This window comes from Paenibacillus terrae HPL-003 (assembly GCF_000235585.1).
Taxonomy (GTDB): domain Bacteria; phylum Bacillota; class Bacilli; order Paenibacillales; family Paenibacillaceae; genus Paenibacillus; species Paenibacillus terrae_B.
Genome location: NC_016641.1, coordinates 2,693,422 through 2,719,836, shown reverse-complemented (window position 1 = coordinate 2,719,836; position 26,415 = coordinate 2,693,422). Strand labels below are relative to the sequence as shown.

Here is a 26,415-nt window from a genome sequence, read left to right as displayed (position 1 = left end):
GCTTTCTTTGTATAGATTTTAAAAATATTTATGCCAAACCGTAATCGCGAGTCAACCCTGCAAGACCATCCTGGTAGCCACTGCCAATGGCATTAAACTTCCACTCACCGCTATGACGATACAATTCGCCCACAACAACGCCCGTTTCGATTGAGAAATCTTCTCCCAGATCAAAGCGGACCAATTCTTCATTGTTAGCTTCGTTTACGATACGAGCATAAGCACGGGACACTTGTCCAAAGTTTTGGCTGCGTTCTTGAGCTTCATAGATTGTAATCGTAAAAGCGATTTTTTCTACGTTAGCAGGCACGCTGCCCAAATCAATTTTAATTTGCTCGTCGTCTCCGTCACCATCACCCGTACGGTTATCCCCAGTATGAACGACAGAGCCGTTCTCATTTTGTGGGTTATTGAAAAAGACGAAGTTCTTATCCGATTCTACTTTACCTTCTGCATTAGCCAAAAATACGGATACGTCCAAGTCAAAATCCTTACCGCCATCGTATTTGTTCGTGTCCCAACCCAAACCAACCGTGATTTTGGACAAGCCTGGATTTGTTTTCGTCAAATCAATCTTTTGACCTTTGGATAAGTTAATTGCCATGATAAGAACCCCTTTTCCATAATTAAGTTTTGTATGCGTAAAATAAAATTACATGTAGCGCTGAGCCAGTACATCAATATGTACGGCATTAGTGCCTTCACCGATGGCAGCAAACTTCCATTCGTCGTTATGACGATAGAGTTCTCCACAAACCAATGCAGTCAGCCCTTCATAATTATCAGATAAATTAAACGTGACCAGTTCCTTGGAATTAGCACCGTCCAGAATGCGGATATACGCCTTCTCGATCATGCCAAAATCCTGTTTCCGGTTTACGCAATCATATATATTTACAACAACAAGCACTTTGTGAACACTGGCAGGAATACGTGCCAAGTCAATCACAATTTGTTCATCATCACCGTCACCTTGTCCAGTCAAATTATCACCGGAATGTACGATAGAACCGCACGGGCTTTTTTTATTGTGGAAGCATACTACGTTATCCGACTGAGTCAGTTTTCCGTTGGCGTCCAACATAATGGCAGAAGCGTCACAATCAATATTCGGTTGCTTCTTGAAGCCAAAAAATCCTTTGGACTGCACCGGGTCCCATCCCAATCCAGCAATAACTTTGGTTAGACCTGCGTTTCCTTTGGTCAAATCAATTTTCTGGCCCTTAACCAGATTAATTACAGCCACTGATTAACACACCTCCCTTCTGTAAAATTTACAGACTAAATTCAGACGGATTCAAACCCAGAGCGCCGCAAATTTCAGCGACAATTCGTTGTTCATTGGCATCAAAGTCACCGTCAGCAGCACCAATGGCACTACATACGCCAACGACGAGTCGACCCACCTCAGGCTTGCCTTTCAATTTGCCAATCGCTTTGAGTGCTTCCTGTTTGCCGATTTCAGGCGAAAATTCAAAGTTCGCTACATAGTGATTGAAGCGATTGATGACCTCTCCCATATCGAACACTTTCAGTTCCTCACTGAGATTTATGTATCCGGCCATCTTTGATTTCTCTTCCGGACTAATGGTACCGTCAGCAAAGGCTACCAGCGCACAACCCGCAACAACTGCTTCCATGAAATCTTTATTTTTAAACTTCTTAACTTGGTCTCCAAGACCCTTTTTAGTCGTGTTCAGCCAGTTTTTAAATGTACTCATGTCGCCCTCCACAAAATCGTATTTGGGTGAAACCCATCCTAGTTAATATCTTCCTTTACTATAACCTGAATTACGATCTTTTTCTACAATAATATACAAAAATACGGTAAATCCGATCTATTTTTTGTCGGTATCCTCTCTATCTTTAGCCCTATTTTCTGCTAAAAGGCCCTCTTCCATCATCTATCATTTGGTACCCCAATTGCAAGTCCATAGATACAGCGCGGGTATGCTCATATGGATATGTGGCTAAATAACAACCCTATTCTTCCAGATGGATTGACAGTTTAGGAGGAACAAGATATCATTCTATCAAATTACAAGTATTTCTCTAGGAATAATATAAAATAGTATAGCCTATTTAGGAGGAAATTTCACATGACCGCACCTTTTGCCAGCCTAAGACCATCCTCTTGGAAAATGATCCCCTTATCCGCCGCTCTACTCATTGCTGCCTTTTCCAGTCCTGTTCATTCCTATGCCGCACCTGCGGTAGCCCCGGTTGTCCAGCAAGTTAACAGCTCCGCTTCAAGCACTGTTACTGATTCAGACAACCAGCTCACCTATCTAAAAGACCGTTTTAACATCCAACTATCCTCAATCCCGACAAAAGGGGAATATATCGCTGCCCTTGCCACCGTGCTGAACCTGAACAGCTCAAGTACAGCTTCTGCGGACAAAAAAACCGCCTTTACAGACTTAAAATCAAATGACCCGTTGTATGCCCAAGCGGCAGCACTGTATGCAGAAGGCATTCTGGATAACGCTGACGTAAAACCGTCTATTCCCCTGGCACAAAACGACGCGATCCGAATGGCTGTAAAAGCCGCCGGATTGACTGAGTTGGCTGCTACATACCCTGCGGATAAGGCGCAGGCCGTGCTGACTAAATCGGGTATTCGTACATTGTCTGGAACTGCTGAGACCCATCTGGCGGCCTCAAAGGATCTGGCAGTCGCTGTAGATACAGGACTGCTACCGCAAAGCGAGCTGTCCTCCTTCCAGCCGGACGAGCAAGCCGATGCGTCATTCACCGCCAAGGTGCTAAGCCGTGTGCTGGCATTCCACGGCGAATACAAAAATACCATCGGCCAAGTACAGGATGACGATATTTTTGCTAAAATTCATCAGGCCTATGATACACAGATACTCGTCCAATCCCCGGAGCTGCAAGCCCTGTTCGACGCAGGACTTCAACAAAATCTGTTCACAGGCTACAATATCAAGGACAGCCGCTATGATGCCCATTTTGATCCGAAGCTGTCCCTCACCTATGGACACAGCGATCTCAAGCACGCGATCCAGCTGATCGGGCTGCTTCGCAGCGAGGGTATTCAAGCAAATGTACAGCTAGAGCCGAAAACTTCGGCTTTTGTATACTTGAAAGAATGGGGACAGCCTGTCCAGACCGAAGACTATAAAGTCCTACAAATCAACAACGGCAACTATATTGCCTACTCCAAGGAGTATGACCTGGCTCTCGAATTTGCGACGATCGGGCAGAAGAACCGTTTTGACACCATCATCAGCCAATACGCCAAAAAGAACAGCAAAGACCAAGCCGGCCTGATCACTCAGTCCTGGTGGCAGCCGCTCTATTACTCTCTGTCTTCCCCCGGCTCAGCCTACACAGAAATTGCGAACAACCGGGTCAGCGCGGGACGCTATTACGCCCAGTCTTTTTCGCTCACGGACAAGGCTTCCTCCATTGCCGATGGCTTACGTAAGATCAAGCCAGGTGTAGAGGTAGAAAGCTACCACTTCTGGGTGGATGCTCCCTTTTATCGTTATTTGAACGGGGAAGCTCAGTAAATATAATTAAAGCAACGAAAAGGCGCAGCCTTCCAATTCAACGGAATAACTGCGCCTTTTACCATAATCCGAAAACCTATGAAGTACAGGTTACAAGTACGAGACGTGGTCACCAATTACATACTTTTCTTAATACGAATTACCTCGCTCTTGGGAATGGAGGAGTCATGGTATACAACGAATGACTTATCAAAATGCTGCAAGTAATCAGCATTTTGCGATTTTGGTGAAAGGATAATCATTTTGCGTGCCAGCTCCTGCTCATACAATTCAAACACTTTTTCCTTGCGGCTCTCATCCAGAGCACTATCAAATTCATCTAAAATAATATAGCCTGGATTGGTTTCTATAGTTTTTAACAAAGCCAGAGCAAACAACAGTGAACTAAGTGATTCTTCTCCGCCAGACACACCTTTACCTACTTTGTTTCCTCGTCCCTTAAGGCTAACCTCCTCCAAAGGGCCACGATGTCCCTGTTTCCGGGCTCGTACATTCAGAAAATACTTAAGCTCCCCATGTTTGCCCTCCTGATGGTGCCATGTAACTTCTCCATCAAAACCGAATAAATCCATATAATTAATAAATTTCTGATTGACACGATGGACCTCGTTTTTAACAGTATTAAATAGCTTATCCTCCAACTCCTTAAGCTGCTCTTCCAGTTGCTCCATAAGCAACCTTGCATTTTGCAGATCCTGAGCACCTCTTTCAAATGCTTCACGGGTACTTTCATAATTTTCAATGGAAAATTCATTAACCCTCTCATTACAGGCAAGCTGGAGGCGGGTACGAGCTTGCTCAAGCTCGGCTTGCAATGCGGGCTCTGTTCTCAATTTCATATCTTCCGTTTCTATTTTTTCTTGCTCTATTTCATCCCATAAAAAATCCAGCTTTTCATGCCACTTTCCTAAATCCAGATTGATTTCGGCCTGCTGTCTCTGGAAAACATCACGTTGTTCAATACTTTTTTCCTTTTGCCGATTAATCTGTACAATGGTTCCTTCTATATCTAGCATTTGGCTCTTCTTATCCCGTAATCTGCGCTTAGTGCTCTCAATCTGGGTATCAAGATCGTGCAGACGTTTGTCCAAATCCTTATCTGCCAATATTAACTCTTCTTCCTGACCCCGCAGTTCTTCTAATTCTTTATCTAACTGTTGGAGACGTTCAATCTGTTCCCGTTCATGCTCATATCGTTCATACACGTCTGCGTATTCTTGAAATCTCACAGATTCCTGGTACTGTTTGGCATAGATCTCATTCAGTCTCTTAATCTCCGCCTCCACTGTAGTCCGACGCTCCAGCGCAACCTTACTCTCCTCATCAGATTGTTGCAACTGCTTTATTCGCAGCTCACGATCAGCGCTGTCTGCTAAAAAGGTTTCAGCCTGCTGTACTTGCAGATGAACAGAACGAAACACCCCTAGCCGTTCCTTAACCTTATCCCAAGCGATAATGCAGCTGTCATAGTTCTGCTGTATTGTTCTGATTTCCTCTTGCACCTTACCTTTGCGGATGAGAATGCCTCTCGTATGAAGCAGTGACTGCTTTTCTTCCTGCGGACCTCTCCGTACATATGGCTCGCGTAGTATTCCATTTTCTATTCGGGTCCAGTGAGCTCCTTGCTCCAGCTCATACAACCACCACATCACTCGTTGCGCAGCCGCATACATCTCATCGTTCAGACCTTCCTTAACCTGAATATGCAACTTCTCCAGGCGCTTAAGGGAGCGTTCAGGAACAACCGAAGGTAGTTCGACATGAATCAAATCATTAGGTGGGATAAAAGATTTACTATCTACAAAAATACTGTACTTAACCGCCTCCAGTGCAAATTCTTGTTCCAATGGTGCCTGCTCATTCATTTCCAGTAGTTGTTGCATCGTGTATACCTGGATTCCAAGATGTTTGAACATACGAACGGACTCTTCTTGGCGCTTCGACATGAATTTGTCTGTGTTTAAAGAAGACTCCTCTTGCTTCAGATTTTCTAGCTTTCCAGATAACTGCCTGGATTCATCTTGTAAAAGTAAATGTCTTGCGTCCAACGCTTCAATTTGCCTTTGCACATGAGAGCTTTCACCAAATTCCCGAAGTACTTCACGTGATCTTTTTTCTTCCTCCCGATCCTGTTGAGTGAGAGCAGATAATCTTCCCATCTCCCTTAACAACTTGTCTATACTCGCCTGTAGCTCAAGGTCCTCTACATTTGCTACGCTCCGCTTTTCTTCTGTTTCTTTCATTCCCTTTTGAACTTCAGCTAACAGTATATTTACTTCTTCCGCCGAATACTTAATACCCCTTATCTCTTCAGCCAAGTCTTTCAAAAAAACGGTAAGCTCCTTATGTTCTTGCTCTCGCTCTGCTATGTCACTCTTTATTTTTATGAGCTGCAATTCTACAGTTTGCAATCTTAATTCAAGTTCTTCCTTTTGCAATTGACGATCCGTTTGTGTTTCTTGCAATCGCTCCATATCCGTAAGCAAGATTACCTTTTTCTCCTGATGTTCTGCCTCCTCAAGCTCCAACTGCTCAATTTGGCCCTCTAGTAACTTCTGCTCGTGTTGATACATGTCTTGGAGCTTAGTAGATGTTTGCACAAAAATCCGTAAGTTATCAAGCCTGCTCCGGTTGCGGTTCAACAACTTATCCCGCTCCTTTTGCCATCTCTCCAACTCAAAATTATGTTGAATCTGATTACGTTCCGCTTCCTCGCGGGTCTTCATTCCATCCAGCAGTTGTTCCTTGGCACCCTCCCAGGTACGCTGCATCTTGTCAATTTGCGTCATTTCACTAAAGATGCGAAACCGTTCCTCTGGTCTCATCGTTGCAAATTGATTTACGTCCTGCTGGTACCAGATCAGATAAAATGCATCGGGGTCAACTACATATTTATGCTGCAATTGAAAACGATACTCTTTAAAATTGTTCACACTATCTCCAGAGGTAAAACGAGTCTCCTTGTCCCACACTCCTATCTGTTCACCTTCACGAATCCAATATTGTCGTTTAAGCGGCTCGAATGGCTTTTGTTCCACTTGTACTGTGAACTGGATATATGGAGCTGCATCAATCGGATTTGGACTTACATTAGCAAACACAAGCTGAATTTGAGCATTCCAAACCTGATGTTGCTCTATATTTTTGGAACGAAGACCCTCCAACTCTACTTTAACGGAGTTAAGTACGGCACCCATACAAAATGTCAACGTCGACTTACCTGACCCATTGGGTCCTGTGATAAGAATATGCTCCATGTCCCCGCTCAGATCCAAACGTGTTGGCGGGTAATCGCGTATGCCGGAAATACTCATTTCCCAAGGAATCATCGTGCTTCTCCGCCTCCAAAATTATATCTTTTAAAAAATTTTAGCACTTCATCCATATGCAACTGTTGAGATTGACTAAACTCTGTGAAGCGCTTTAAGTAAGCATTGCCAAACATCCGGCTTCCGATGGCTGTAAGCTCATAGGCTTCCTCATCCGTATCACTGTTAAAAAGTGTGATAGCTCCAATTTTGAGTAATGGTTCAAGATTCGATTTCATTTTTCTACGAATATCTAACGTCTCATGACCGAACGTTTCGACCAGTTGTTTGAATAAGGTGAATTCATTTTGCAGAACATCCTGATGATAAAAAATAAACATGAGCAGTGACAGGCTTTCAGCAGATAACATTTCCTTTGCTTGCTGTGCAGGAACGCGCATGAGCACTATGGTCTGATCTTTCCGCTCATCGTACACAAGTTGAAAATACCGGGCAACCGATTGATTAACACGCACAATAAATTGATAGAAGGCCTCTATTTCTTCTGGCTTCAGCTTAAGCAGACGCATAACTTCCCGCCTTGAAAGACCAAAGTTGTCTTTGCGCACCGTAGCCGAAGAGGAAAACATAATTTGCATAAATGCGTGTTCCTCTTCCGGTTTTAACACAGCCGTCAAGGACGCCATTGCGGATAAAGATTGATAATTATCAACATAGTTATCATCATTCGTTTCAGGTTGTTCGAACAACATATCGTCGGTCTGATTCATCAAGCCATTCCCACTCCTTTTCTCTAGCCGACTCTTCCAAATCCGGCTCTTCTGCCTCAGAAGATTCTCTAAAAATTTCAGCTTGCCGATTGGACACGACAGCCGATATCGCCAGCAGTGCATTGATTGCATCAGCCCACTGTTCTGATCCAGCCTCTAATATTAGGGGCTCAATCCCTATTTGCTTGTGCAAGGAGAGAACGCGCTCCACATCCTCTGTGCGGATCATTGTCTTGGTCATCTGCCAAGCCGCATTCTCCATATGATCATTCAGTTCATGCTCTGTCCATTCTTTTGCATCCGTAAACTCCTCTATTATGTCCGACTCTATCGGGTCTATAGAAGGCTTATAATTTTCCAGATATTCAATTGCAGATGTAATCTGCCGTTCTGGTATAGGGGAAGCAAATTTTACAGGAATCCATAATCCGTCCAGGCGTTCCCCTTCATCCCGATCCTGTTCCATAAAGCTCAATATTTCTGTGCCGTTCGGTTGTGCAGAATCCGGTTTTTTATGAAAGGAGTCTATCACATACTGCTTAAAAGCCATCGAATCAATTTGTACACCGATTTCTGTTTCTCGAATATGGGCAAACTTTAATATTTTTTGCAGTGTAGACAAGCTAATTTGCGTACCTTGTAGCATAACGAATGTTCCTTTTTTGAATAAACGATCCCATTTAAGTCCTTCTTCAAACGTCTTCATTTTATCCATTCGTTCATTAAGGCGCTTGTCCAATTGTCCCATTAATTCCACAATAATTTGCACCTGTGGGAGAGCATGTCTGTCTGACAAAAATTCAAGCTGACGCTCCTGAAGCTTGTCAACGGCTTCTTCCACATTCCGAACCATACTGGCTAATCGATTTCCGCCCGATATTCCCTTATCATCATAAGCTTCGCTCAGATCCGCATCACGCGCAGCCTGAAATAACGATCTGGCAATTTCATCTCTCATGTAATAAGCAAGGGAATCGTTGGCAAGCCTGATAAGTACATCCATCAACCGCTTTCCAACATCCATCATTAAAATCCGGCGCTTCCCCCGCATAATCCAATTATATTTTTCCAGTACATTCAACAACCTGTCTACAGATACAGGCGGTTCTGTCCCATAACGATTGCGGTAACGGTAGTAAAGAGCGCTGGCATTTTCAAGCGGCTGCTCCAGGCCCAAGGCTTCCTCGTGAATCAGATTAAGCAGTTGGAGCATATGCAGTACTTTTAGCGGTTCCTCAAAATATTCCCGCAGTTCATTCAACACACCCGACAGCTTAATCACATCCCGGAGCGATTCCCGGACAAGAGGTGTGTCAGCATTCTCGTCAAATATTGATACTAACCGTTGATCCATGTTTTCCATAGCTCTGCTCCTCCAAGGAATTCCTCCTGTTCCATGAGTCTGCCCTCCAGCAGAACCTGTTGTAAAGCCTGTTCATATTGCTCCCACGTGCTATAAGTGCCTACTTGCCTGTTCATAGGCTCAGAAAGTAGCCATTTTACTTTCACTTGCTGAAAAGGCCGTAACAGTTCCCTTACATGAGCAGCTATCACTCCACCAGAATGATCTGTATCACACCAGACAAGTACCTGAGTAATAGATGGTGAATTGCCCATAACGTCCTGAATCAACTTGCGATGACCACTTCTGATCTGACCATCCAATCCGATAACGAGGCTTCCACTGGAGCGGAGAAAAAAAGAATCTACGCACATCCGAGTGAGTAACGCTCTGTTTTCAACAAGCCAGATGACCCGGCATGGAGTGCTAAACTCCATTTCAAACACCGTCAGATCTGTTGTGGCGTGCATAAAACCAGCCGGGTAGTAAAGCCCTGAACTTCCGGCCAGTTCACCAGCAAATAGAATTGGCGTGACCGCTCCCAGACTAACCAAACCGATAAAATGCAACGGCATGCCCAAGTCTTCCTCCAACTTGCCCAGGAAGTCTTTTTTCTCCATATCAAAAGCTTTAGAGCCTCCAATTTGACCATAATAAGCAGCTCCAATCTGCTTCCAGTCAAATTGCTCATGCTCAATTCGCACAGTGGCAACAGCCAGCACAAAATGAATATATTTGCTAACGCGGCTTTCTCTCCATCGCATTCCTAATGCAGCGCTAACTGGCTGGAATGCTTGTTCTCTGTATCCGACTGTAAGGGCAGCGCGTATTTTTTCTATATTTTTATATAGCCTGTTCAGCGTTACACCCTGATAATTGTCTTCACTTCGAACATCGGCTAATTGATTCAGCAGCGTTTCAGTTTGACTAATCCCGCCTTTCAATCGCTCCAACATTTCCTCCAGTTCAGCCCCATACTTTTCTCTCTGCATGCTGTAAAGTAAATATCCCATCACATAGACAATCCTCTTCATTGTCTTGCCATCATTCAAATATTCAGTCTTCCGATAAATCATTCCCTTTTGGAGCCAATCGCTAAGTCGCTCCTGAGTGATATCCGTTCCAAGGCTATAAAGCTGTTGCTCTGTCTTCTTCACAAGAGCACTGTGAAAAATCGTTAGCAACATGGGAGAATCATCTTCTTCCGATAGTATAAAACTCCCCTGTGGACAAGAGCCTCTTAAGTTCCCTATTTTTTTATATATTCTGGCGGAGTATTTCATCACATCTATATCAAAGGAGCTCCCTGTAAAAACATCATTTTGTAGCTCTTCCCCTTTTTTAACATAGTTCTCTTGTATGAATGATAAAACTTCCAAACGCTGGATTCCCGCTTTGTTCACTTTAATCTCCCGTTCATTGCTACTTTTTTTCAACCATTGTATCACACAGCACCATAGTTACAGGATGTTTCATCAGCAAATTCGAACTTAATCAATCATAGCGTAAGGACAAGTTTAATGAGGTTACCTGTTTTGCATTATCTAAGCTTTCTATTATTTTGACAGCAATTTTTACAAACCATATTTAATATGGAAGAATAAACAAAAAAATCTACAGACTTCTCCAGCTAGCGAGTTTTACAGTTTCCAACTGCCGCTCACCTGTTCCAGAAAAAAAGACTGTAGATTGTATAGATACTCCTATTTGCGTTGCTAATGTCGTTTCAAACCCTGGACCACTTCTAGTTATAGTCCTCCCAATAGCGGTATTCCATTTCATTCTCACCTTTGGTGACGATGATCATGTTTTCGATATGTCCGGTTTCCTTGTCGGTTCGGTAGATCATGGTGCGGGTTTCGCCTTCATCTGGTACAGAGAATAGCACCTTGTCACTGATCATGCCGCCACCGATGCCGACGACGTGCTCTCCCCAGCCGGAGGCTGCGCTGGAACTAATGCCCGAACCTGCGCCACCAACGCCAGTCCCACGCGACAAAATAAGACCTATTCCATACCCGGTGACGGTCTGGGCCGTTTTACCCAGAGTGTGCTCTCCGGCCGATTGGGTATGCTCTTGGACCCAGTAATCGTATTTGTCGTTATTTTGCTCGTAGCTGACAACATTTCCTTTTTTATCTATAGTTATATCCGTTTTCGTACCATCCTTACCCGTCAGCTCAGTGACGGCGACGAGAGAATCGGATGTGATCTTGGACGTTTCTCCTGTATTGTAATCTGTACGGGTAACCGAATCCTCATATTGCAGCCGCAGGACGTTCATCTGGTCGTGGATTTTCTGCATGACCTGCTTGTCTCCAATCGCCTCGGCATCTTTCAGGAGCTTCTCATATTGCTGGTATTTATCGGCGTCAGCCTGATTCCAATCATCTATGTCTTTGGGCGACTTGGAGGCATCCCCAGCATGGTTTCCAGCTTCTCCACCGCCCTCCAGCGCTGCACTAGCGCTCATAGCCGCCGCCAGCGCGGTCCAGAAGCCACGCGGATTGTCATCCGCATTTCTAAACTTCGAGGCAATGCTTTTCAGCTCAATTTCAATGGATTGAACCTTGTTTAACACGGAAGAAAGCGTATATTTAGCCGTCCGATAATCGTTATAAAAGCGATTTCTCTCCATACCGTCCCACTGGCTGTGAAGGTTGTTCATAGTGTTATCCAGGCCGTTTAACTGGTTATTCAGTGTTCCGTGTGCATTGGCAAATTGGGAGGCCACGCTATCCAACTGCTCCGGTGTGACTTGGATTTTCGTCATGATGATCACATCCCGTCTATGAAAATAGGAGATAGGCATTCTATTTTACAGTAATCCTTATTTCATATTGTAAGCTATAGAAGTCAGACATTCATGAGGATTTATACGTATTTGTGTATTCAGAAGCAGTTCCTTTGATATAATGAATCCATATGAGTTCATTTCGACAATACATTATTGAAAGTCAGGTGTAAGAACATGTCAGATAAAAAAATTATCTTTTTCGATATCGACGGTACATTACTGGACGATGACAAAAAAATGCCACTAACGGCTGAAAAGGCTGTCTTTGCTTTGAAAGAGCAAGGTCATGAGGTAGCCATTGCCACAGGACGCGCACCTTTTATGTTCAAGGAAATCCGTGAGCAGTTGGAAATTGACTCTTACGTCAGCTTTAATGGGCAATATGTCGTGCTTCGGGGAGAAGTGGTTGCTACCAATCCGTTGAACAGAGAAGCTTTGCAAGCGATGACTGATCTGGCCCTCACTCATAATCATGCTATTGTATATATGGATCATGCCAATATGAAGGCTAATATTCCTAACGATGAGCTTGTAAAAAAATCGCTTCAAACGTTCAAGGCCCAGCTTTCGGTTGGATACGATCCGCTTTATTTCCAGGGAAGAGATATTTATCAGACGCTGTTGATGTGTACGGTAGAAGAAGAACCCTTCTATGAAGCGGTATTCAAGGCTTTTGACTTTGTACGCTGGCATCCGAGTTCTGTGGACGTTGTTCCTCACGCTGGCTCCAAAGCAAAGGGCATCCTCGAAATTACGTCCAGACTTGGCATTGCCGATGAGAATCAATACGCTTTTGGCGACGGTTTGAACGATGTGGAAATGCTGACGGCTGTACATAATAGTGTCGCAATGGGTAACGGTTGTGATGAAGCCAAAGCCGCAGCTAAAATGGTCACAAAACGCGCAGATGAAGACGGCATTTTGTACGGGCTGCAAAAGCTTGGTTTATTGTAAGCTAACAGGATTGCTGACTGATTGGGCAATGTTTCGGGAAAAATAAGGTCTGTTTAAAGACTTACATCCGAGAAAATAGGGGGTTGTCGTTGGATATGGAGACGGAAGGCTTACGCAATGTCGAACAGCTAGCCATGAAGAAGTACAAAATTTACAAGCAAAGCCTGCTCCGGTATTTGGCTCGTTCCATGCTGGCGAGTATGTTCATCGGGTTCGGCGTTATTGTGGCGTTCAAGACGGGCAACTTTTTTTACATGGAGCATTCTCCATTCACTTATCCTATGGCAGCGCTCACGTTCGGGGCGGCCATCATTCTGATCGCTTACGGCGGCGGTGATTTGTTTACAGGCAACACCTTTTATTACACCTATGCTGCGCTCCGTAAAAAGCTCCGCTGGGGACAGGTGCTTCGGCTGTGGGCTGCCAGCTATGGCGGTAATTTGCTGGGTGCCGGGGTGTTCGCACTCCTTATTTACTTAACTGGGCTGTTTGAGTCCTCCAATGTGAACAGTTTTTTGCTGAACGTGGTGGAGCACAAGATGGAAGCGCCCGCAATGCAGCTGTTCTTTCGAGCTATTTTGTGTAACTGGCTGGTCTGCCTTGCCTTTTTTGTTCCGATGTTTATGAAGGAAAATGGCGCGAAGATGTTTGCGATGATGCTGTTCGTGTTCTGCTTTTTCATTTCGGGATATGAGCATAGTGTAGCTAATATGTGTACTTTCGCCATTGCGCTCGTGCTGGACCATCCAGGTACGGTCTCTGTTGCTGGTGTGATCCATAACCTCGTTCCGGTTACGCTCGGGAATCTGGTTGGCGGTGTGCTGCTGATGGGTGTGATGTACTATTCGGTGAATCTCCCGTTTTTGGACGAGGAGGAGCATTAAAAAAGAAGCCGTGGAATCTAAGCATTCCACGGCTTCTTTGCATTATTTTTAATTTGAACATGCAGCGTCTACATGTGTTCACTTGTCTGTTATCCTTCTTGAGCAGGAAAATGAATAAATTCCTCCAGCTCCTTAAACAGCTTTTTGGGATTGACGGTGTCGGGCACCACCAGAGTCAGCGGCTCATCCAGCTTTAGCACATACATGCCCAAAATGGATTTGGCATCTGCCATGCCGCTTTTGCCATGAATCCAAATATCATAGGTGTAATTCGAAACGATTTGATTGATTTTTTCAATATCCTTAACGTCTTTTACCTTGATGGGTGTCATCATTGCACAGCACTCCCCTGCCTTGAATTGGGACTTACGAAGCAAGCCTCAACCTCACTTTACCCCATTTATGAATAACGTTGCAAAATCTTAATTTAGAAAATGACATGCGGCGCGGAGCTGATTTTCCAGTAGCTGCCGACCTTTTCAAAATTCACGGTGATTTTCTCGTTCGCCTGCTTGGTTCCTGCCGGATAAGGCACAGTCAGCAGATAGCTGCGCTTAACCGGAGTCATCGTTACCATTTTCGCTGTAGCCCGATTGAACTCCAGCAGGTTACCACCATCTGCATCCAACTGAGCTAGTTTTCCGTTGACTTCAACGAAAAATTTGCTGACAAATTGCTCACTGGCCTGCTTGGTGTAGGCCTGCGTCAGATAGCTGATCAGCTTGGTCTTGGTGCCGATGTCCTCGGACAGGTAGCGGTAGCTTTTGCCGTTCCACTGGAACGATTCGCCCACCGTGCTGCCACCGCTGATTGCGTACAGATAACGCGACTGCGCCTCCAGCACGAGCGGAATGGCGCTCTCGTGATTCAGCTTGTCCAGCTGCGTCGGCTTCACGCTGGTAGCCGCTGCTGGCGTCGAAGTGGACGGCTGCTGTGGCTTCGACGGCTTCGCAGTCGACGGTACGGACGGAGCAGCCGCTGGCGCTACCGACGTGGATGGACGCGGTGCTGGCGCAGACGGAGCTGCTGGTGTAGTGGCTTTGGCGGAATCTGCGGCTGCGGCCGGGGTCGATGTAGCTGGAACCGACGGCGCTTGTGCCGGGGCCGGCGTCGTAACCGACGCAGATGCTGCTGGTGCTGGCACCTGGGCCGGAGCGGCTGCGGCCGGACTGGCAACGCCCGGTTGCGTCGCTTCCGGCGGAGCGGTCACGACGGGCGCGGCTGCTGCGGCCTGCGCCACGCTCATAAGTGCTGCTGCGATGCACAGCGCGGACAGCTTCGTATTTATTTTCATACCTGTTTTCATTATTCTATGCACCTCCATAATCATATACCTGCATAAACTGCAGACGTTTCTATTATAAGAATCTCCTACCACAATTGGGTTGCTAAATTGTTTCTATTTCCGTTTATTTGTTCATTCTGCACGAAGTTTGTCCGTATTTGTCGGGCACGGTTCTTTTGACTGCTTCACCTGCTTTGCCTCCACCTCTTCCAGGGATCGTGACAGTTGTTTAACAGACCGGTCAAGCTGCTCCAATCTGCGGCTGAGGGTGACAAGGATGTATTTTAACAGAATCAGACTTAATGCAGCAGGGAATCCGACATTGGTTACGAGCGCAATCATACCTTCGGTCGTTAGAGAAGTCACATATCCCGCCTCCTTTTTCATACATATATTTCACTAATAAGAACTAATGTTCCCATTTTTATGAAAATCATACGTTGGCTCTCTTCTGAAAAAGAAGGCTGCAAAGGTGAGGCTTCATCTAGCCTGTAACTCCCCGCTCTCGAAGTTGTCGTTCTCTTTTTTGCTCCATAACATTCTGGCAGTACAAGCCCACCAGCATCAGATTAAGAGCGCATATGGAAACCCATCCTCCCAAGCTAATATCAATCTGCAAATAATCAAAATCGGAAAAAGACTTGCGCACAAAGCGGGCTGCCACCAAATTCCCTACCTTCTTGACAATGGGTACAAAATCGGTGAGCTGGTGTACGCTCATCATGTAATCACGGATCTCTATTTTTAGCAGTTCCACTTCACTCCACGAAAACGGGTAGACCCATAGCAGTTCATTGTTTTCGTTGGTAGAGAAGGCTACGACAAAATCGTTTTTGTTCCCGCCTTCCCATTTGTCCTGAAGCGCGAAGCCATAGTCCTGTGTTTTATTCAAGCCCACATTAACAAAAATCAAATTGACCTGCTTCCATGACTTCGTTTTTCCCGGTTTTTCCGGGTTCGGTACAGGCTTGTTCAATTCAGTGTTCATACTCGCCAACATACGTAATGCCTTTGCTTTGTTAGGAACTTGACCGATAATACGGTTAATATCAATATAATTAAGCACAGCCTTGGGATATTCCGGCAGGTCAGAGTATTGCTCCACATCTATATCTTTATGTCTGAAAATGGAATAGGAAGCCTGTACTTTGTTCAGATAATCATGCGTCGAAGCACTCGGTGTGCCATAGGGCCAGAACCATTTCAGTGTTGCGGTATTGTTGGGCCAGCTATCCCCAAACGTGCTGCCATCAGGCGCACGATACACGCGAATCCATCCATCATCTGTGGTATAAATGGAGTTTTCCGCTTGATGATGCTCCCAGTAGCCGCTATGTCTCGTACACTTCTCTTTACCATTACTGTCTTTACTGCAGCTTTTCCTAGGCGGATGCCACTCATCCCATTCTTCCTTATGGTGCCAATCTGTGACTTTGCCAGACCATACCTCGGTATCCCATGTCTCTATTCGGAAATCAATATAGATGGTCACAGCCGTCAATACAGCACTGAAAATAGCAGTCCAAATGATTGTTTTCCAGCGAGTCCCGGTCAGTAGCTTCACTGGAATCAATCCCACGAATATGATGAGAGGGATAAACCAATACATAAAATGATCCCCCTATTTCAGACGGATTTCATCCGCCTTCTTCTTGGTAAAAGCATCTTCGGTTTGGTCTGAAGTTACGATATATTGGGACATATCATATGTTTTCATATTAGTCAGGGAAGCCATAATAAAATGTACCTTGATATACGTGTTATATTCCCGAACGATATCCATCATTTGCTTCTGGTTGTTATCAAACTGCTGGCGGCTAGCGGCAATTTCACGCTGAAGATCCGTATAAACAGATGTAGCCAAACGGGGATTTTGTTCATGCACCGCCTGATAAAGCAAATTCGTATCATTATATCGTCCGGTAATCATCCCGGTATATACCTCTTTGACCTGTCCAGCCTGTAAATCCGTGACCTGCGTCATTTCCTTGAATTTCTTCCACATATTATCGTAATTGGACTGGTTCGATAGATATTGAGCCTCAATTCTTCCTTCCAGCTTCACAGCCGTATTTCGGTGACTCCAGATCGAACCTACCGTAATCACGCAAAATAAAATAATGACGCCCATAAATATAGCAAAACCAATCAACACTTTTTTTCCCATTCGTCATGCGCTCCTTCTATTGTTGTCATTCATAGAAAATGTGTGTTACTTTGTATTTTATCGGTAGATTCCTGCGAGAATATGAATAACACACCTGATCCAATCTACTAAATAATTACATGACAAAAAGAGCTCCGATCAACCCGGAGCCCTTTCTGTTTTTGTTCATTCGCGTTTCATTTCGACCTTCAAACCAACCTACAAATCAAGGGGTGTATATATTCGGCCGCGCGGGCTTGGACATCCCTTCTCCCAGGTAAAACCCAGTGTGTGGCGGCTGATTATAGGCCACGTTCTGCCACGCTATACTCAGACGATACAACGGATCATGCATAAGTGTATAAAAGCGATACTCTGACTCATACGGTGTTGCGTAGATACGCAACGCCGAATTGTCGCTTTTGCGCCAAATCACTTCCTCGCGCCAATCGCCGAACAGATCGGCCTGCAAGGACGGTGTTCCTTTCGTTCCGTTATTGGAGCTGGTGCCTGTCGCCGTAAGCAAATTGGAAGTGGTCGAGTTGGTATAGTTCCACTTGTCGATTTTACCAGCGCTTGACGAGGTATGATCCAGCAATTCACGCAGCAGGTCTCCATCCCACCAAATTCCAAAGTTAATGGAGGACGGGAGCGTATTCGTAATAAGCTCTCCTTTAGCCGAACGCACACCGATCCCCGGCGCCCATTGCTCGTTTCCTTTTGTACGCGGGTCAATGTCTGCCGACATGCCTCTTCCGGTATCCTTGCCTGTATTTACGCCCCATAAAATATTGCCATTACGCGGGTCATACATGGCAGCGCCATAAGTCGCATTCTTGTCCTCATTTACCTTAAACACCTCATATCCTGAACGGTCCGGGTCCAAATCCCCGACATGAAGTGCATCGCCGTGTCCCATCTTCGTGTTGACCAGCTTCGCTCCGTTATCGTCCACCACTAGCGAGCCGTACACGATCTCATCCTTATCATCTCCATCCACGTCAGCCACGCTCAAGCTATGATTTCCCTGTCCGGCGGTTCCGGCATTGGTCGAACTGTTGCTATCAAAGGTCCAACGTCGATTCAAGCTACCATTACGCCAATCGTACGCGACCAGAACCGTTCGGGTATAATACCCCCGTGCCATAACAATGCTCGGCCGTACGCCATCCAGATAAGCAACCCCGGCGAGAAAACGGTCCACTCGGTTGCCATAATTATCTCCCCAACTGGATACCGTTCCCCGTGGCGGCAAATAGTCAATCGTGCTAAGTGCTTTGCCCGTATCGCCCGAGAACACGGTCAGAAATTCAGGCCCGTCCAAAATATAACCACTGGCATTACGATAATCCGCCGAAGCGTTGCCGATGGTTACACCTGTGCCGTCTTTAGTGCCGTCTGCTGTTTTGCATACGATTTCCGCTTTGCCGTCTCCGTCAAAATCATAGACGAGAAATTGCGTGTAGTGCGCTCCAGCCCGAATGTTCCGGCCCAGGTCGATTCGCCATTTGCGTGTTCCATCCAGCTTGTAGCCATCCAAAAATACATTTCCCGTATAGCCGGATTGTGAATTGTCCTTGGCATTGGAAGGGTCCCATTTTAACACAATCTCATACTCGCCATCCCCATCCAGATCACCTACGCTGGCGTCATTGGCATTGTACGTGTAGCTTACATTATCCGGGGTTGTACCGCCCGCTGGCCGCTGGATGGGAACATCCAGATAGTTGTTGCTCCAAACCTTCACTGCCGGAGAAGCAGCCTGTTCTGCTCCATTCACTACGGCACGAACAGTGTACGAAGATGAGGTTGTGCCTGCCTTGTCCAGAAAGTTGGTTTTCGTCGTAATCGGCGCATCATTGACCTTGCTTGTCCCTCTATACAGATTGAAGCTGACCGAATCTGCTTCTGTGCCCAGCAGTCGCCAGCTCACTAGCACGCCCTCCGGCACCTTGACAGCGACGGCTCCCCGGTTCAGCTTTTCCATTTGCCTCGTAGATGCAGCAGAGACCTGGCTATCCATCGGGGTGGCTGTCCCACACAAAATGACACCGAGACAGAGCAACGCGGTATACCGAAATCTTTTTTTCATCTGAATCCTTAACTCCTTTCATGGTTTGTTTTTTCAATAAATTTATTTTATATGACTGATAAATTATTGTTGTTTAAATTCTATGATAGCGCTTACATAAAAGTAAAGGGACGAATTCTCCCTTTTTGTTCAAAAATCCGAGCTAATGCTTTAAAAATCAGAGGTCCATGAATAATCGTTCTTCATCCGCTATGCTTTGGATATCCTCTGAGCTGATGCTGATATATTGATAGCCTTCTGCCTGTTGTTTTTTTAATGCCATTTCTTTCATAAAACGTGGGCTGCCCTCCCCGGCATCCTCGTCATAAACGAGCAATAAACCATCGGTTTTGCGGAAAAGCAGTTCATCCCGTGCCTTGAGCTGCCATATTCCCTGATAAGGCTGGCGGCTGACGACTCCCACATAGTCAACTCCCTCACAAATCTGCTGAAAATACTCCTTTTTATCCTCCTTCCACTTTTCCTCCATATTTTGATAGGCCAACATAATGGAGCATTTTAAGTGAGGATACTGCAGCTTTAGTGAAATTGCCACTTCACAGGCCCATAGATCCACCCCGTACTGACCAGGGGTAATAATCCACTCCAGTCCTTCTTCAATCAGGGGAATGAGCCTGCCTGTGATCGCCTTTTTGATATATGGAATGCCTTCATGCTTTTGGCTGAAAATATTCAATTCATGGGCACGGTAGCCCGAAACGAGCAAGTTTTTCATCTTCTCAACGTCCTTCTCGAATGATCATAATGGCTATTGTACCACTTACAAGGAAGCCACTACATAACTTAGTTCTTTGGAGAGGTGAGTGATATGTCCAAAAAGACGAACTTCGATCCATGTTTGGTGGATGAGGTTCGTCTTTTTGGATTCGCTGCTAGTTTCGTGTCAATACTGATTTAGTCTTTAGTCTGTATTACACACACGCACATCTTTCAATCTAATGTTGCTGCTGAATAGGCCCGCATCGCTGCTCAATTTAAACGACGGATAATTAGGGTCTGCCTCAAGCCTCATTCTGCTGTCAAATTGCTGCTCCTGCTGCCGGTCTACAAGAAAAGGATAGGGCTCGGACTGAATGAGTATATCGGTAGCATCGGGCGCAGTGACTACCAAGATGACAATTACGCCGTTACATCCGCAGCCCTCTGTGTCATAAAACAGCTTAAATACTCCCGGTTGTGCTGAAAGCGCGCTTGCTAATCGTTCAACTGACAAGGGGTCCAACTGTAATTGTATATCCATGAGGCTATTCTTCTCCTTTATATATGAATGCTTGGAAGCGCCGATTCCAAAAGGGCTAAATTTAAACGATGTATATGTGTACATTATAGTTAAGCTTTTCAATGTACTTGTGTGACTGCACTCACTTTTTGAAGGAAGCCGAAGAGTTCCATTGAAAGGTAGCTGCCGATTTGGCAGGAAGCTTGCAGGTAAAGACTTTGCTTCCCTGCCGAACCTTGAAAGTCCGCTCGTCTGCTCCCGTATTAGCCGCAATCAGGACAAGGGTACCGTCGGGGTTACGGTAGGCGACCGTTTCAATACTTCCGCTGTAATGCGTGGAATCAATACGTACCGCACCCGGGCGGACAAATTTGCTGGCATGTCCAATCGCATAGTACTCCACATTCTTCGTAACGGCACCGCTCAATGGATCAATGGTAACCACACCGCGACAGTTGGTACAGCCACCATTTGTCGGGCCGCCGGATGGATCAAGCGCCACGTTCCAAAACAGGACATTTTGCGACCAGTTCCGAGGAGCGCCGATGATCAGCTTGGACATATCCCAGCTCAAATTATCCCCAAAATCCGGGCTCCACTGCCCCCCACTGCATTCTGTCATGTACACAGCCTTGTTCGGAAAGGCATTATGCACGTCTGTCATCGCTGTGGGCTCTCCTTTGTAGCAGTGAAAGGCCGTGCCGTGCGTATAGCTTCGGGCTTGCTCATCTCCCAACACTGTGCGGGCATAATCACTCCCGGTATCCCAGTTATGGTCAAAAGCAATAATCTGGGTGGACAATTGGTTCCGACTTAAGGCAGGACCCAAATATTGCTTAATAAAGTTTGCCTGCTCGGCTGCCCCCATACTCATGCTGGGATAGTTGGACGTGGTGAATTCTGGCTCATTTTGAATGGAAATCGCCTGAATCGGAATGCCTTCGTTCGCATAAGCCTGGATATAACGTACAAAATAGTCAGCATATGCGGAATAGACGCGCGGATCGTTATAGTCCAAATACCAGCCATTGTAGGTCTGCTCCCCATATTTCATCCAGGGCGGCGCAGTCCACGGGGTTCCCATAATCCGAAGGCCAGAATTTCTGCGTACGATCTGCTTTAGCACATCCGTCACGTCCTGATCCTTGGCAATGGAAAAGCGGTTCAGATCATAGTCCTTGCCTGATGCCACATCGTCATAGGTATAGCTGCTGGGCTGTCCCTGTTCATCCACCGAATAATCGGATGCCCCGATGGTGTGGCGAATATAGCTCAATTGAATACCGCTCGCGGTAAACAAATCGTTGAGTAACTGGTCACGCTGATCCGGAGACATGCCGTGATTCATGAGATAAGCGGATGAACCGGATACCGCTGCGCCGAACCCCTCCATCGTTTGGTAACGAATATCCGGCTTCACCTCAACCGTCAGTACGTTCGAGTTGACTGTGCTGCCTTTAGCATTATCGTTACTCCAATGTATCGGAGCTTGCTCGGTCAGGCGATTCGCCGGGTCCGGTGACGTCAGCCACATGCTGACGTTGCTTTCTGCTTTCGGCTCAGGGCTATTCCGTATAGCGATACTGATCAGAATAGCACATACCAAAATCGCAGTTGCAGCTACGAGCAGCCGCATGTTGGAACGTCGTTGCTTTTGGGGTTTCTTCATCGTCCTCAGCCTTCCTTCTGTTTCAGCTTTCACTTGGATTCCCCCTTGCATACCTACCGCAAAAAGAGAGCCGGTGCATATGCCCGCGCTCTCTTGAATATAACCATTTTAAAATAAATGTAACGGGGTTACTTCGCTGTCTTTCCTGTAGATGCTGCCGGAATGGTAACACTTCCTGTCAGACGGATATCCTGAGAAGAGCTGCCTGCATAAATGGGCACTTCACCTGAAGGCATAACCCATGCTTTGGATTTCTCATCCCAGTAGGAGAAGGCTTTCGGGTCCAGCTCTATACGGACATTTTTCTCTTGGCCCGGCTTCAGCTCGACCTTGGCCCAGCCTGCCAATTGCCGCGACGGAGTCTCTACACTTGTCGGAAGCTTGCCGCTGTACATTTGTACAACCTCTGCTCCAGCTACTTTTCCGGTATTTTTCAATTTCAGTGAAACCTCGATAGAATCTGTACGATTGGATTTCTTTCCGCTCGCGTGCTGTTTTACCTTTAGATCGCTATATCCGAATGTCGTATAGGATAAACCGTGTCCAAAGGAGAACGCCGGTTGGATGCTCGATTTCTCATACCCACGGTAGCCTACAAAAATACCGTCCGAATAGTCACCTATTCCGTTCACACCCGGGAATTTTTCTGGTGAGGATACCGGCGTGGACTGCTCGTTAACCGGGAAGGTTACTGGCAGCTTGCCAGAAGGATTCACATCCCCGAACAGAACGCGTGCTACGGCATTCCCCTGCTCTTGACCAGCAAACCATGCTTGTACGATGGCAGGAACTTTATTCTGCCAAGTGTCCATCTGTACAGCTCTGCCGCTCATTTGCACAACAATGGTTTCCGGGTTCGCCGCGGCAACTGCACGGATCAGCCGATCCTGATTGTTCGGCAGTTCCATATCGGAACGCTCAACATAGCCTTCGCTATCATAGGTACGTGTGACGACAATCGCAACATCCGACTTTTTCGCCAGCTTCACAGCATTGTCAATCAGCTTGTCTGACGTATCTGCCGGAGGCTCCCAGCCCAGACGAACCATACCGCCGGAATCACGGCCAGTTGTCGGATAATCGGCACGATATTCGATCCGCACCTTGTGCTTTTCACCCGCTTTGAGCGAGATGTTTTTCTTCGTGGTACCCAGCTTCGTGCCCTGATTATCCACAAATAGCTTGTCATCAAGATATAGCTTGCTGGATCCCAAACTGGTTAAAGATAATGCATAATCGCCATCCTTAGGTGCTGCAATTGCTCCCGTCCATCGCGCCGATATCAAACCGTTAAGTGTCGTTGGCGTATTCGGAACTTTAGGGGACTTCGCGTTAAGGCCCTGATAATTATAAAATCCAAGATTCATGTTGACCTGACCATCATTACGTACAAGAACCGGACTGCCCTCCATTTTGTTGTTCGTCCAATATTCTCCCCGTAGTCCCTGTTCGTCATCTCTATAAGTGGCATATCCAACGCTGATATCCTCTTTTTTGTCGGATGTGGTCAGCAATGAGGATGGCACAGCCGATGGACCTGGCATAATGTCTCCCGCAGAAATCGGGTCCGTACCCGGTGCATATTGGACGGTAACCCCTTTGCCGACACGGTTGCGGATCCCCTCTAACGGACTTACGGTATAGGTTGGGTTCACCAACGAGCTGCCTCCACCTGCTACAGTGCCGTTATCTGCATCGGGACCAATAACAGCAATGGATTTAAGCTTATCTTTAGACAACGGTAATGCATTGTTTTTATTCTGAAGCAGTACCATACTTTCCTCCGCCAATTGGCGGGCTGTCTTACCATGTTCACGAGCATCAATCTGGTTATTTTCAACCGGGTGATCAAACAACCCTTTGCTGAACATTTGCATCAGAATGCGCCCAGCCTTATCATCAATCGTTTTTTCACTTACCTTGCCGTTCTTGACAGCAGCCAGTAGCTGATCTCCCCATTTACCAAAAGGTGTCCCCGGTGTTTCCAGGTCCAAGCCGGCATTAGCGGACTCTACTGTACTCAGGTTCGCACCGTAATCGCTCATTATGAAACCTTTAAATTGAAGCTCCTTCTTCAAGAGGTCCGTCAAGAGGGTCTTGTTCTCACAAGCAGGCTCGCCGTTGACCTTGTTAAAGGAGCACATAGCCCCTCCCAAATCAGCCTTGGCGATGGCCTCCTGAAAAGGACGTATGTAAATTTCATGCAACGCACGGTCACTAACTTTGACATTCGTCGTGAAGCGCTCCGTTTCCTGATTATTCATAAGGTAATGCTTCGCAGTCGCCAACACAGGATGGCTTTGTACACCTTTGACATAAGCAGTCACCATTTGCGATTGCAGCAGTGGGTCCTCACCCATAGATTCAAAGTTCCGCGATCCCCATGGGATACGGGCAATATCCATCCCAGGTCCGAGCACGACATTATGAGTCGTATTAAAAGCCTCGTCTCCGATCAAATCACCGTACTGCTTGGCTGCTTTTGTATCCCATGTTGCAGCTAACGCAATTGGAGCTGGCAGCGCAGTAGATTGCTTGTTCTGAACGTCTGGATTGGCGATACGCACCCCGCCAGGACCATCTGCCATCGTCAGCGCCGGGATACCCAAACGCTCAATCGGATCATTGTAAAATCCATAATAATTGTTGACCTTGCCGGTCACCAAATTTATTTTTTCTTCCAGCGTCATTTCCTTCAACAACAACATCGTCCGTTCTTCAGCCGAAAGGGACGTGTTCATCCAGGGCCGATCTGTCCGGCTTCCTGCCGCTCCTGCAATATTCATCGGTCCGATCACAACAGCCACAATGACGGTCATCATCATCATACGAAACAACCATGTTGATTTCACTTTCACGTTTGTAATTCCTCCTTGATGTTAGGTCATGAGATGAATGCCAATTCAACTCTCATAGGCTTGCAAAGGCTCTCGATCCTGCGAGCTCCGACAAGAATCAATAGCCATGGGATAAGCAAGCAAATCAGCAAAAGCCGCACTGGCTCAAGTAACACATACAACACCCTACCGTACATTTCTGAAAATTTCATTGAAAAATTCTGGAAGCCATTACCTAGGACCATCATTTATTCTCATAGAAAGAGAGCGTTACCAATTCCGTTAACTGAAGATTTGATTACATTTTTGTCACTTATATATTACGATTTTTTAACTAACTTAAATCACAAAAAATGATTCATACGACCCACTCATTCCAGCGCTCATATGAACATTTCTAACCTGCGACCAAAGTTGTTATTGAGCCGATTTATGGGGATTGCATTAATTCCAAGCGGTGTACACAAAAAAGTCCAAAGAGCTTCAAAAGCTCTCTGGACTTTAAGTCGTTTATTCTTTATTCAATTCATAATTCAATTACTCAAAAGGATACCGAAGTCCCCACTGTGCGCGAATCTGATCCATCAGCTTCATAATGCCCAATGATTCATCCAAAGATATCGTGGAACTTTCGAGTAAGCCTTTATTCAGGCAGCGCCCCACTTCTTCTGCTTCAAAGGCATACCCTGTGGAAGCTCGGTCATCCTGAAAGGTTTGTGCCTCTTCGCCGTCCACATGTAAAGTAGCCGATGTGCTGTTCAGGAAGGACGGAATGTGGATAGAGCCCTTTGTTCCATGAATATAGGCTTCATTCGTAAGTCCGAGACGAACAGCCCCGTTAAGCATAGCCGTGCGTCCATTTCCATAATCCAGCAGGATGGAGAACGTCTCGTCAACACCCGTTTCCCCAATATGGGCGGTGCTCCATACATGCTTGGGTTCAGGACCGAAGACCATCGAGGCAAAAGAAACCGGATAAATTCCCGTATCCAGCAAAGCACCTCCGCCCAGATCGGGGTTCAATAAGCGTCCTTCTGGGTTCCATTCTACACGAAAACCAAATTCTGCCTTAACCAGCTTCACCTCACCAATTCGTCCGGCATCTATCCACTCCCGCACTTGGCGAATCGGAGGCAAAAAACGTGTCCACATCGCTTCCATCAGGAATAGCTTATGTTCACGTGCAAAGCCGATCAGTTCCTCCAGTTCCCCACTATTCACGGTGAAGGGTTTCTCACACAAGACGGCTTTGCCGGCCCGAAGAGCTGTCAGAACATTTTCTGTATGAAAAGGATGAGGAGTGCCTACATAAATAGCATCGACCTCAGAATCCTGCACTAATTCCTCATAGCTTCCGTAAGCCCGTGCCATTTGATGCTTGGCTGCAAATTCGGTAGCGCTTTCAATAGTACGTGAACCAACAGCATACCCTTCTCCATTCGTAACATGCACCAAATCCGCAACAAACTGATCTGAGATCCATCCCGTGCCGACAATTCCCCATTTGATCTTCTTGCTCATATTTGTGTCCCTCCCTGCAATATGGTCAACGTTGACTTACACAATCCCCTTTATTCTAGCAAACGCCCGTCAGGAACAAAAGAATTTTCTGGCGCAA

Annotated in this window: 22 protein-coding genes; 3 read left to right on the top strand and 19 right to left on the bottom strand. The window is 46.1% G+C overall.

The window, feature by feature from the left end; translation table 11 throughout:
- Window positions 1–28: 28 nt before the first annotated feature.
- The 3 genes from HPL003_RS12440 to HPL003_RS12430 are packed head-to-tail and all read right to left on the bottom strand — an operon-like array spanning window position 29 to window position 1,721.
- Complete coding sequence (locus tag HPL003_RS12440) at window positions 29–604, bottom strand: TerD family protein (protein WP_013308970.1); 576 nt, start codon at window positions 602–604, stop codon at window positions 29–31.
- A gap of 48 nt (window positions 605–652) precedes the next feature.
- Window positions 653–1,246, bottom strand: coding sequence for a TerD family protein (locus HPL003_RS12435; protein ID WP_014280005.1), 594 nt, complete (start codon window positions 1,244–1,246; stop codon window positions 653–655).
- Window positions 1,247–1,274: 28 nt separating this feature from the next.
- Window positions 1,275–1,721 carry a tellurite resistance TerB family protein gene (locus HPL003_RS12430; protein ID WP_014280004.1) on the bottom strand — a complete coding sequence of 149 codons (447 nt, stop codon included), beginning with the start codon at window positions 1,719–1,721 and terminating at the stop codon, window positions 1,275–1,277.
- 378 nt (window positions 1,722–2,099) lie between these two features.
- On the opposite strand from HPL003_RS12430, the gene HPL003_RS12425 reads away from it, so the two are divergent.
- Window positions 2,100–3,533 (top strand): hypothetical protein, encoded by a 1,434-nt coding sequence (locus HPL003_RS12425; RefSeq protein ID WP_014280003.1) that lies wholly within the window; start codon window positions 2,100–2,102, stop codon window positions 3,531–3,533.
- A gap of 116 nt (window positions 3,534–3,649) precedes the next feature.
- Here the strand turns inward: HPL003_RS12425 and HPL003_RS12420 are convergent, their stop codons facing one another.
- The 5 genes from HPL003_RS12420 to HPL003_RS12400 form a co-directional block, all read right to left on the bottom strand.
- The gene (locus tag HPL003_RS12420) at window positions 3,650–6,862 is read right to left on the bottom strand and encodes a coiled-coil domain-containing protein (RefSeq protein ID WP_014280002.1); all 3,213 of its coding nucleotides are present in this window, start codon (window positions 6,860–6,862) and stop codon (window positions 3,650–3,652) included.
- Window positions 6,859–7,572, bottom strand: coding sequence for a hypothetical protein (locus HPL003_RS12415; protein ID WP_014280001.1), 714 nt, complete (start codon window positions 7,570–7,572; stop codon window positions 6,859–6,861). The genes HPL003_RS12420 and HPL003_RS12415 overlap by 4 nt, the downstream gene beginning before the upstream one ends.
- On the bottom strand, window positions 7,535–8,935 hold the full coding sequence (locus HPL003_RS12410) for a hypothetical protein (RefSeq protein WP_014280000.1): 1,401 nt from the start codon (window positions 8,933–8,935) through the stop codon (window positions 7,535–7,537). The genes HPL003_RS12415 and HPL003_RS12410 overlap by 38 nt, the downstream gene beginning before the upstream one ends.
- The gene (locus tag HPL003_RS12405; protein WP_238533472.1) at window positions 8,911–10,101 is read right to left on the bottom strand and encodes a Toprim sub domain-containing protein; all 1,191 of its coding nucleotides are present in this window, start codon (window positions 10,099–10,101) and stop codon (window positions 8,911–8,913) included. Before HPL003_RS12405 ends, HPL003_RS12410 begins: the two co-directional genes overlap by 25 nt.
- 557 nt (window positions 10,102–10,658) lie before the next feature.
- Entirely contained in the window at window positions 10,659–11,687 is a 1,029-nt protein-coding gene (locus HPL003_RS12400; RefSeq protein WP_014279998.1) for a WXG100 family type VII secretion target, read from the bottom strand.
- A gap of 198 nt (window positions 11,688–11,885) precedes the next feature.
- Between HPL003_RS12400 and HPL003_RS12395 the strand changes: the two genes are divergently transcribed.
- Window positions 11,886–12,665, top strand: coding sequence for a Cof-type HAD-IIB family hydrolase (locus tag HPL003_RS12395; RefSeq protein ID WP_014279997.1), 780 nt, complete (start codon window positions 11,886–11,888; stop codon window positions 12,663–12,665).
- A gap of 95 nt (window positions 12,666–12,760) precedes the next feature.
- Window positions 12,761–13,549 carry a formate/nitrite transporter family protein gene (locus HPL003_RS12390; RefSeq protein ID WP_014279996.1) on the top strand — a complete coding sequence of 263 codons (789 nt, stop codon included), beginning with the start codon at window positions 12,761–12,763 and terminating at the stop codon, window positions 13,547–13,549.
- Window positions 13,550–13,638: 89 nt separating this feature from the next.
- Here the strand turns inward: HPL003_RS12390 and HPL003_RS12385 are convergent, their stop codons facing one another.
- From HPL003_RS12385 to HPL003_RS12330, 11 genes are all read right to left on the bottom strand, one after another.
- Entirely contained in the window at window positions 13,639–13,884 is a 246-nt protein-coding gene (locus HPL003_RS12385) for an HPr family phosphocarrier protein (RefSeq protein WP_014279995.1), read from the bottom strand.
- Window positions 13,885–13,976: 92 nt separating this feature from the next.
- Window positions 13,977–14,843: a DL-endopeptidase inhibitor IseA family protein gene (locus tag HPL003_RS12380; protein ID WP_043922658.1), complete on the bottom strand. Its 867-nt coding sequence runs from the start codon at window positions 14,841–14,843 to the stop codon at window positions 13,977–13,979.
- A 123-nt stretch (window positions 14,844–14,966) separates the two neighbouring features.
- Window positions 14,967–15,200 (bottom strand): hypothetical protein, encoded by a 234-nt coding sequence (locus tag HPL003_RS12375; protein WP_014279993.1) that lies wholly within the window; start codon window positions 15,198–15,200, stop codon window positions 14,967–14,969.
- Between the two features lie 118 nt (window positions 15,201–15,318).
- The gene (locus HPL003_RS12370; RefSeq protein ID WP_014279992.1) at window positions 15,319–16,443 is read right to left on the bottom strand and encodes a hypothetical protein; all 1,125 of its coding nucleotides are present in this window, start codon (window positions 16,441–16,443) and stop codon (window positions 15,319–15,321) included.
- Window positions 16,444–16,455: 12 nt separating this feature from the next.
- Window positions 16,456–17,001: a LemA family protein gene (locus tag HPL003_RS12365; protein WP_014279991.1), complete on the bottom strand. Its 546-nt coding sequence runs from the start codon at window positions 16,999–17,001 to the stop codon at window positions 16,456–16,458.
- Window positions 17,002–17,206: 205 nt separating this feature from the next.
- Complete coding sequence (locus tag HPL003_RS12360) at window positions 17,207–19,072, bottom strand: rhamnogalacturonan lyase (RefSeq protein WP_014279990.1); 1,866 nt, start codon at window positions 19,070–19,072, stop codon at window positions 17,207–17,209.
- 157 nt (window positions 19,073–19,229) lie between these two features.
- Window positions 19,230–19,787 (bottom strand): SLOG family protein, encoded by a 558-nt coding sequence (locus tag HPL003_RS12355; RefSeq protein WP_014279989.1) that lies wholly within the window; start codon window positions 19,785–19,787, stop codon window positions 19,230–19,232.
- 186 nt (window positions 19,788–19,973) lie between these two features.
- Entirely contained in the window at window positions 19,974–20,312 is a 339-nt protein-coding gene (locus HPL003_RS12350; protein WP_014279988.1) for an iron-sulfur cluster biosynthesis family protein, read from the bottom strand.
- 121 nt (window positions 20,313–20,433) lie between these two features.
- On the bottom strand, window positions 20,434–21,960 hold the full coding sequence (locus HPL003_RS12345; protein ID WP_043922655.1) for a glycoside hydrolase family 30 protein: 1,527 nt from the start codon (window positions 21,958–21,960) through the stop codon (window positions 20,434–20,436).
- A 128-nt stretch (window positions 21,961–22,088) separates the two neighbouring features.
- On the bottom strand, window positions 22,089–24,818 hold the full coding sequence (locus tag HPL003_RS12340; RefSeq protein WP_014279986.1) for a beta-glucosidase: 2,730 nt from the start codon (window positions 24,816–24,818) through the stop codon (window positions 22,089–22,091).
- A gap of 516 nt (window positions 24,819–25,334) precedes the next feature.
- A complete protein-coding gene (locus HPL003_RS12330) occupies window positions 25,335–26,318 on the bottom strand; it encodes a Gfo/Idh/MocA family protein (RefSeq protein ID WP_014279985.1) in 984 nt (327 codons plus the stop codon).
- Window positions 26,319–26,415 lie beyond the last annotated feature (97 nt).

What these genes read in the sequence shown, in the direction of transcription:
- HPL003_RS12440 (WP_013308970.1), bottom strand. Translation starts at nt 604, where the DNA reads ATGGCAATTAACTTATCCAAAGGTCAAAAGATTGATTTGACGAAAACA.
- HPL003_RS12430 (WP_014280004.1), bottom strand. Translation starts at nt 1,721, where the DNA reads ATGAGTACATTTAAAAACTGGCTGAACACGACTAAAAAGGGTCTTGGA.
- HPL003_RS12425 (WP_014280003.1), top strand. Translation starts at nt 2,100, where the DNA reads ATGACCGCACCTTTTGCCAGCCTAAGACCATCCTCTTGGAAAATGATC.
- HPL003_RS12420 (WP_014280002.1), bottom strand. Translation starts at nt 6,862, where the DNA reads ATGATTCCTTGGGAAATGAGTATTTCCGGCATACGCGATTACCCGCCA.
- HPL003_RS12415 (WP_014280001.1), bottom strand. Translation starts at nt 7,572, where the DNA reads ATGAATCAGACCGACGATATGTTGTTCGAACAACCTGAAACGAATGAT.
- HPL003_RS12410 (WP_014280000.1), bottom strand. Translation starts at nt 8,935, where the DNA reads ATGGAAAACATGGATCAACGGTTAGTATCAATATTTGACGAGAATGCT.
- HPL003_RS12405 (WP_238533472.1), bottom strand. Translation starts at nt 10,101, where the DNA reads ATGTTGCTAACGATTTTTCACAGTGCTCTTGTGAAGAAGACAGAGCAA.
- HPL003_RS12400 (WP_014279998.1), bottom strand. Translation starts at nt 11,687, where the DNA reads ATGACGAAAATCCAAGTCACACCGGAGCAGTTGGATAGCGTGGCCTCC.
- HPL003_RS12395 (WP_014279997.1), top strand. Translation starts at nt 11,886, where the DNA reads ATGTCAGATAAAAAAATTATCTTTTTCGATATCGACGGTACATTACTG.
- HPL003_RS12390 (WP_014279996.1), top strand. Translation starts at nt 12,761, where the DNA reads ATGGAGACGGAAGGCTTACGCAATGTCGAACAGCTAGCCATGAAGAAG.
- HPL003_RS12385 (WP_014279995.1), bottom strand. Translation starts at nt 13,884, where the DNA reads ATGATGACACCCATCAAGGTAAAAGACGTTAAGGATATTGAAAAAATC.
- HPL003_RS12380 (WP_043922658.1), bottom strand. Translation starts at nt 14,843, where the DNA reads ATGAAAATAAATACGAAGCTGTCCGCGCTGTGCATCGCAGCAGCACTT.
- HPL003_RS12370 (WP_014279992.1), bottom strand. Translation starts at nt 16,443, where the DNA reads ATGTATTGGTTTATCCCTCTCATCATATTCGTGGGATTGATTCCAGTG.
- HPL003_RS12365 (WP_014279991.1), bottom strand. Translation starts at nt 17,001, where the DNA reads ATGGGAAAAAAAGTGTTGATTGGTTTTGCTATATTTATGGGCGTCATT.
- HPL003_RS12360 (WP_014279990.1), bottom strand. Translation starts at nt 19,072, where the DNA reads ATGAAAAAAAGATTTCGGTATACCGCGTTGCTCTGTCTCGGTGTCATT.
- HPL003_RS12355 (WP_014279989.1), bottom strand. Translation starts at nt 19,787, where the DNA reads ATGAAAAACTTGCTCGTTTCGGGCTACCGTGCCCATGAATTGAATATT.
- HPL003_RS12350 (WP_014279988.1), bottom strand. Translation starts at nt 20,312, where the DNA reads ATGGATATACAATTACAGTTGGACCCCTTGTCAGTTGAACGATTAGCA.
- HPL003_RS12345 (WP_043922655.1), bottom strand. Translation starts at nt 21,960, where the DNA reads ATGAAGAAACCCCAAAAGCAACGACGTTCCAACATGCGGCTGCTCGTA.
- HPL003_RS12330 (WP_014279985.1), bottom strand. Translation starts at nt 26,318, where the DNA reads ATGAGCAAGAAGATCAAATGGGGAATTGTCGGCACGGGATGGATCTCA.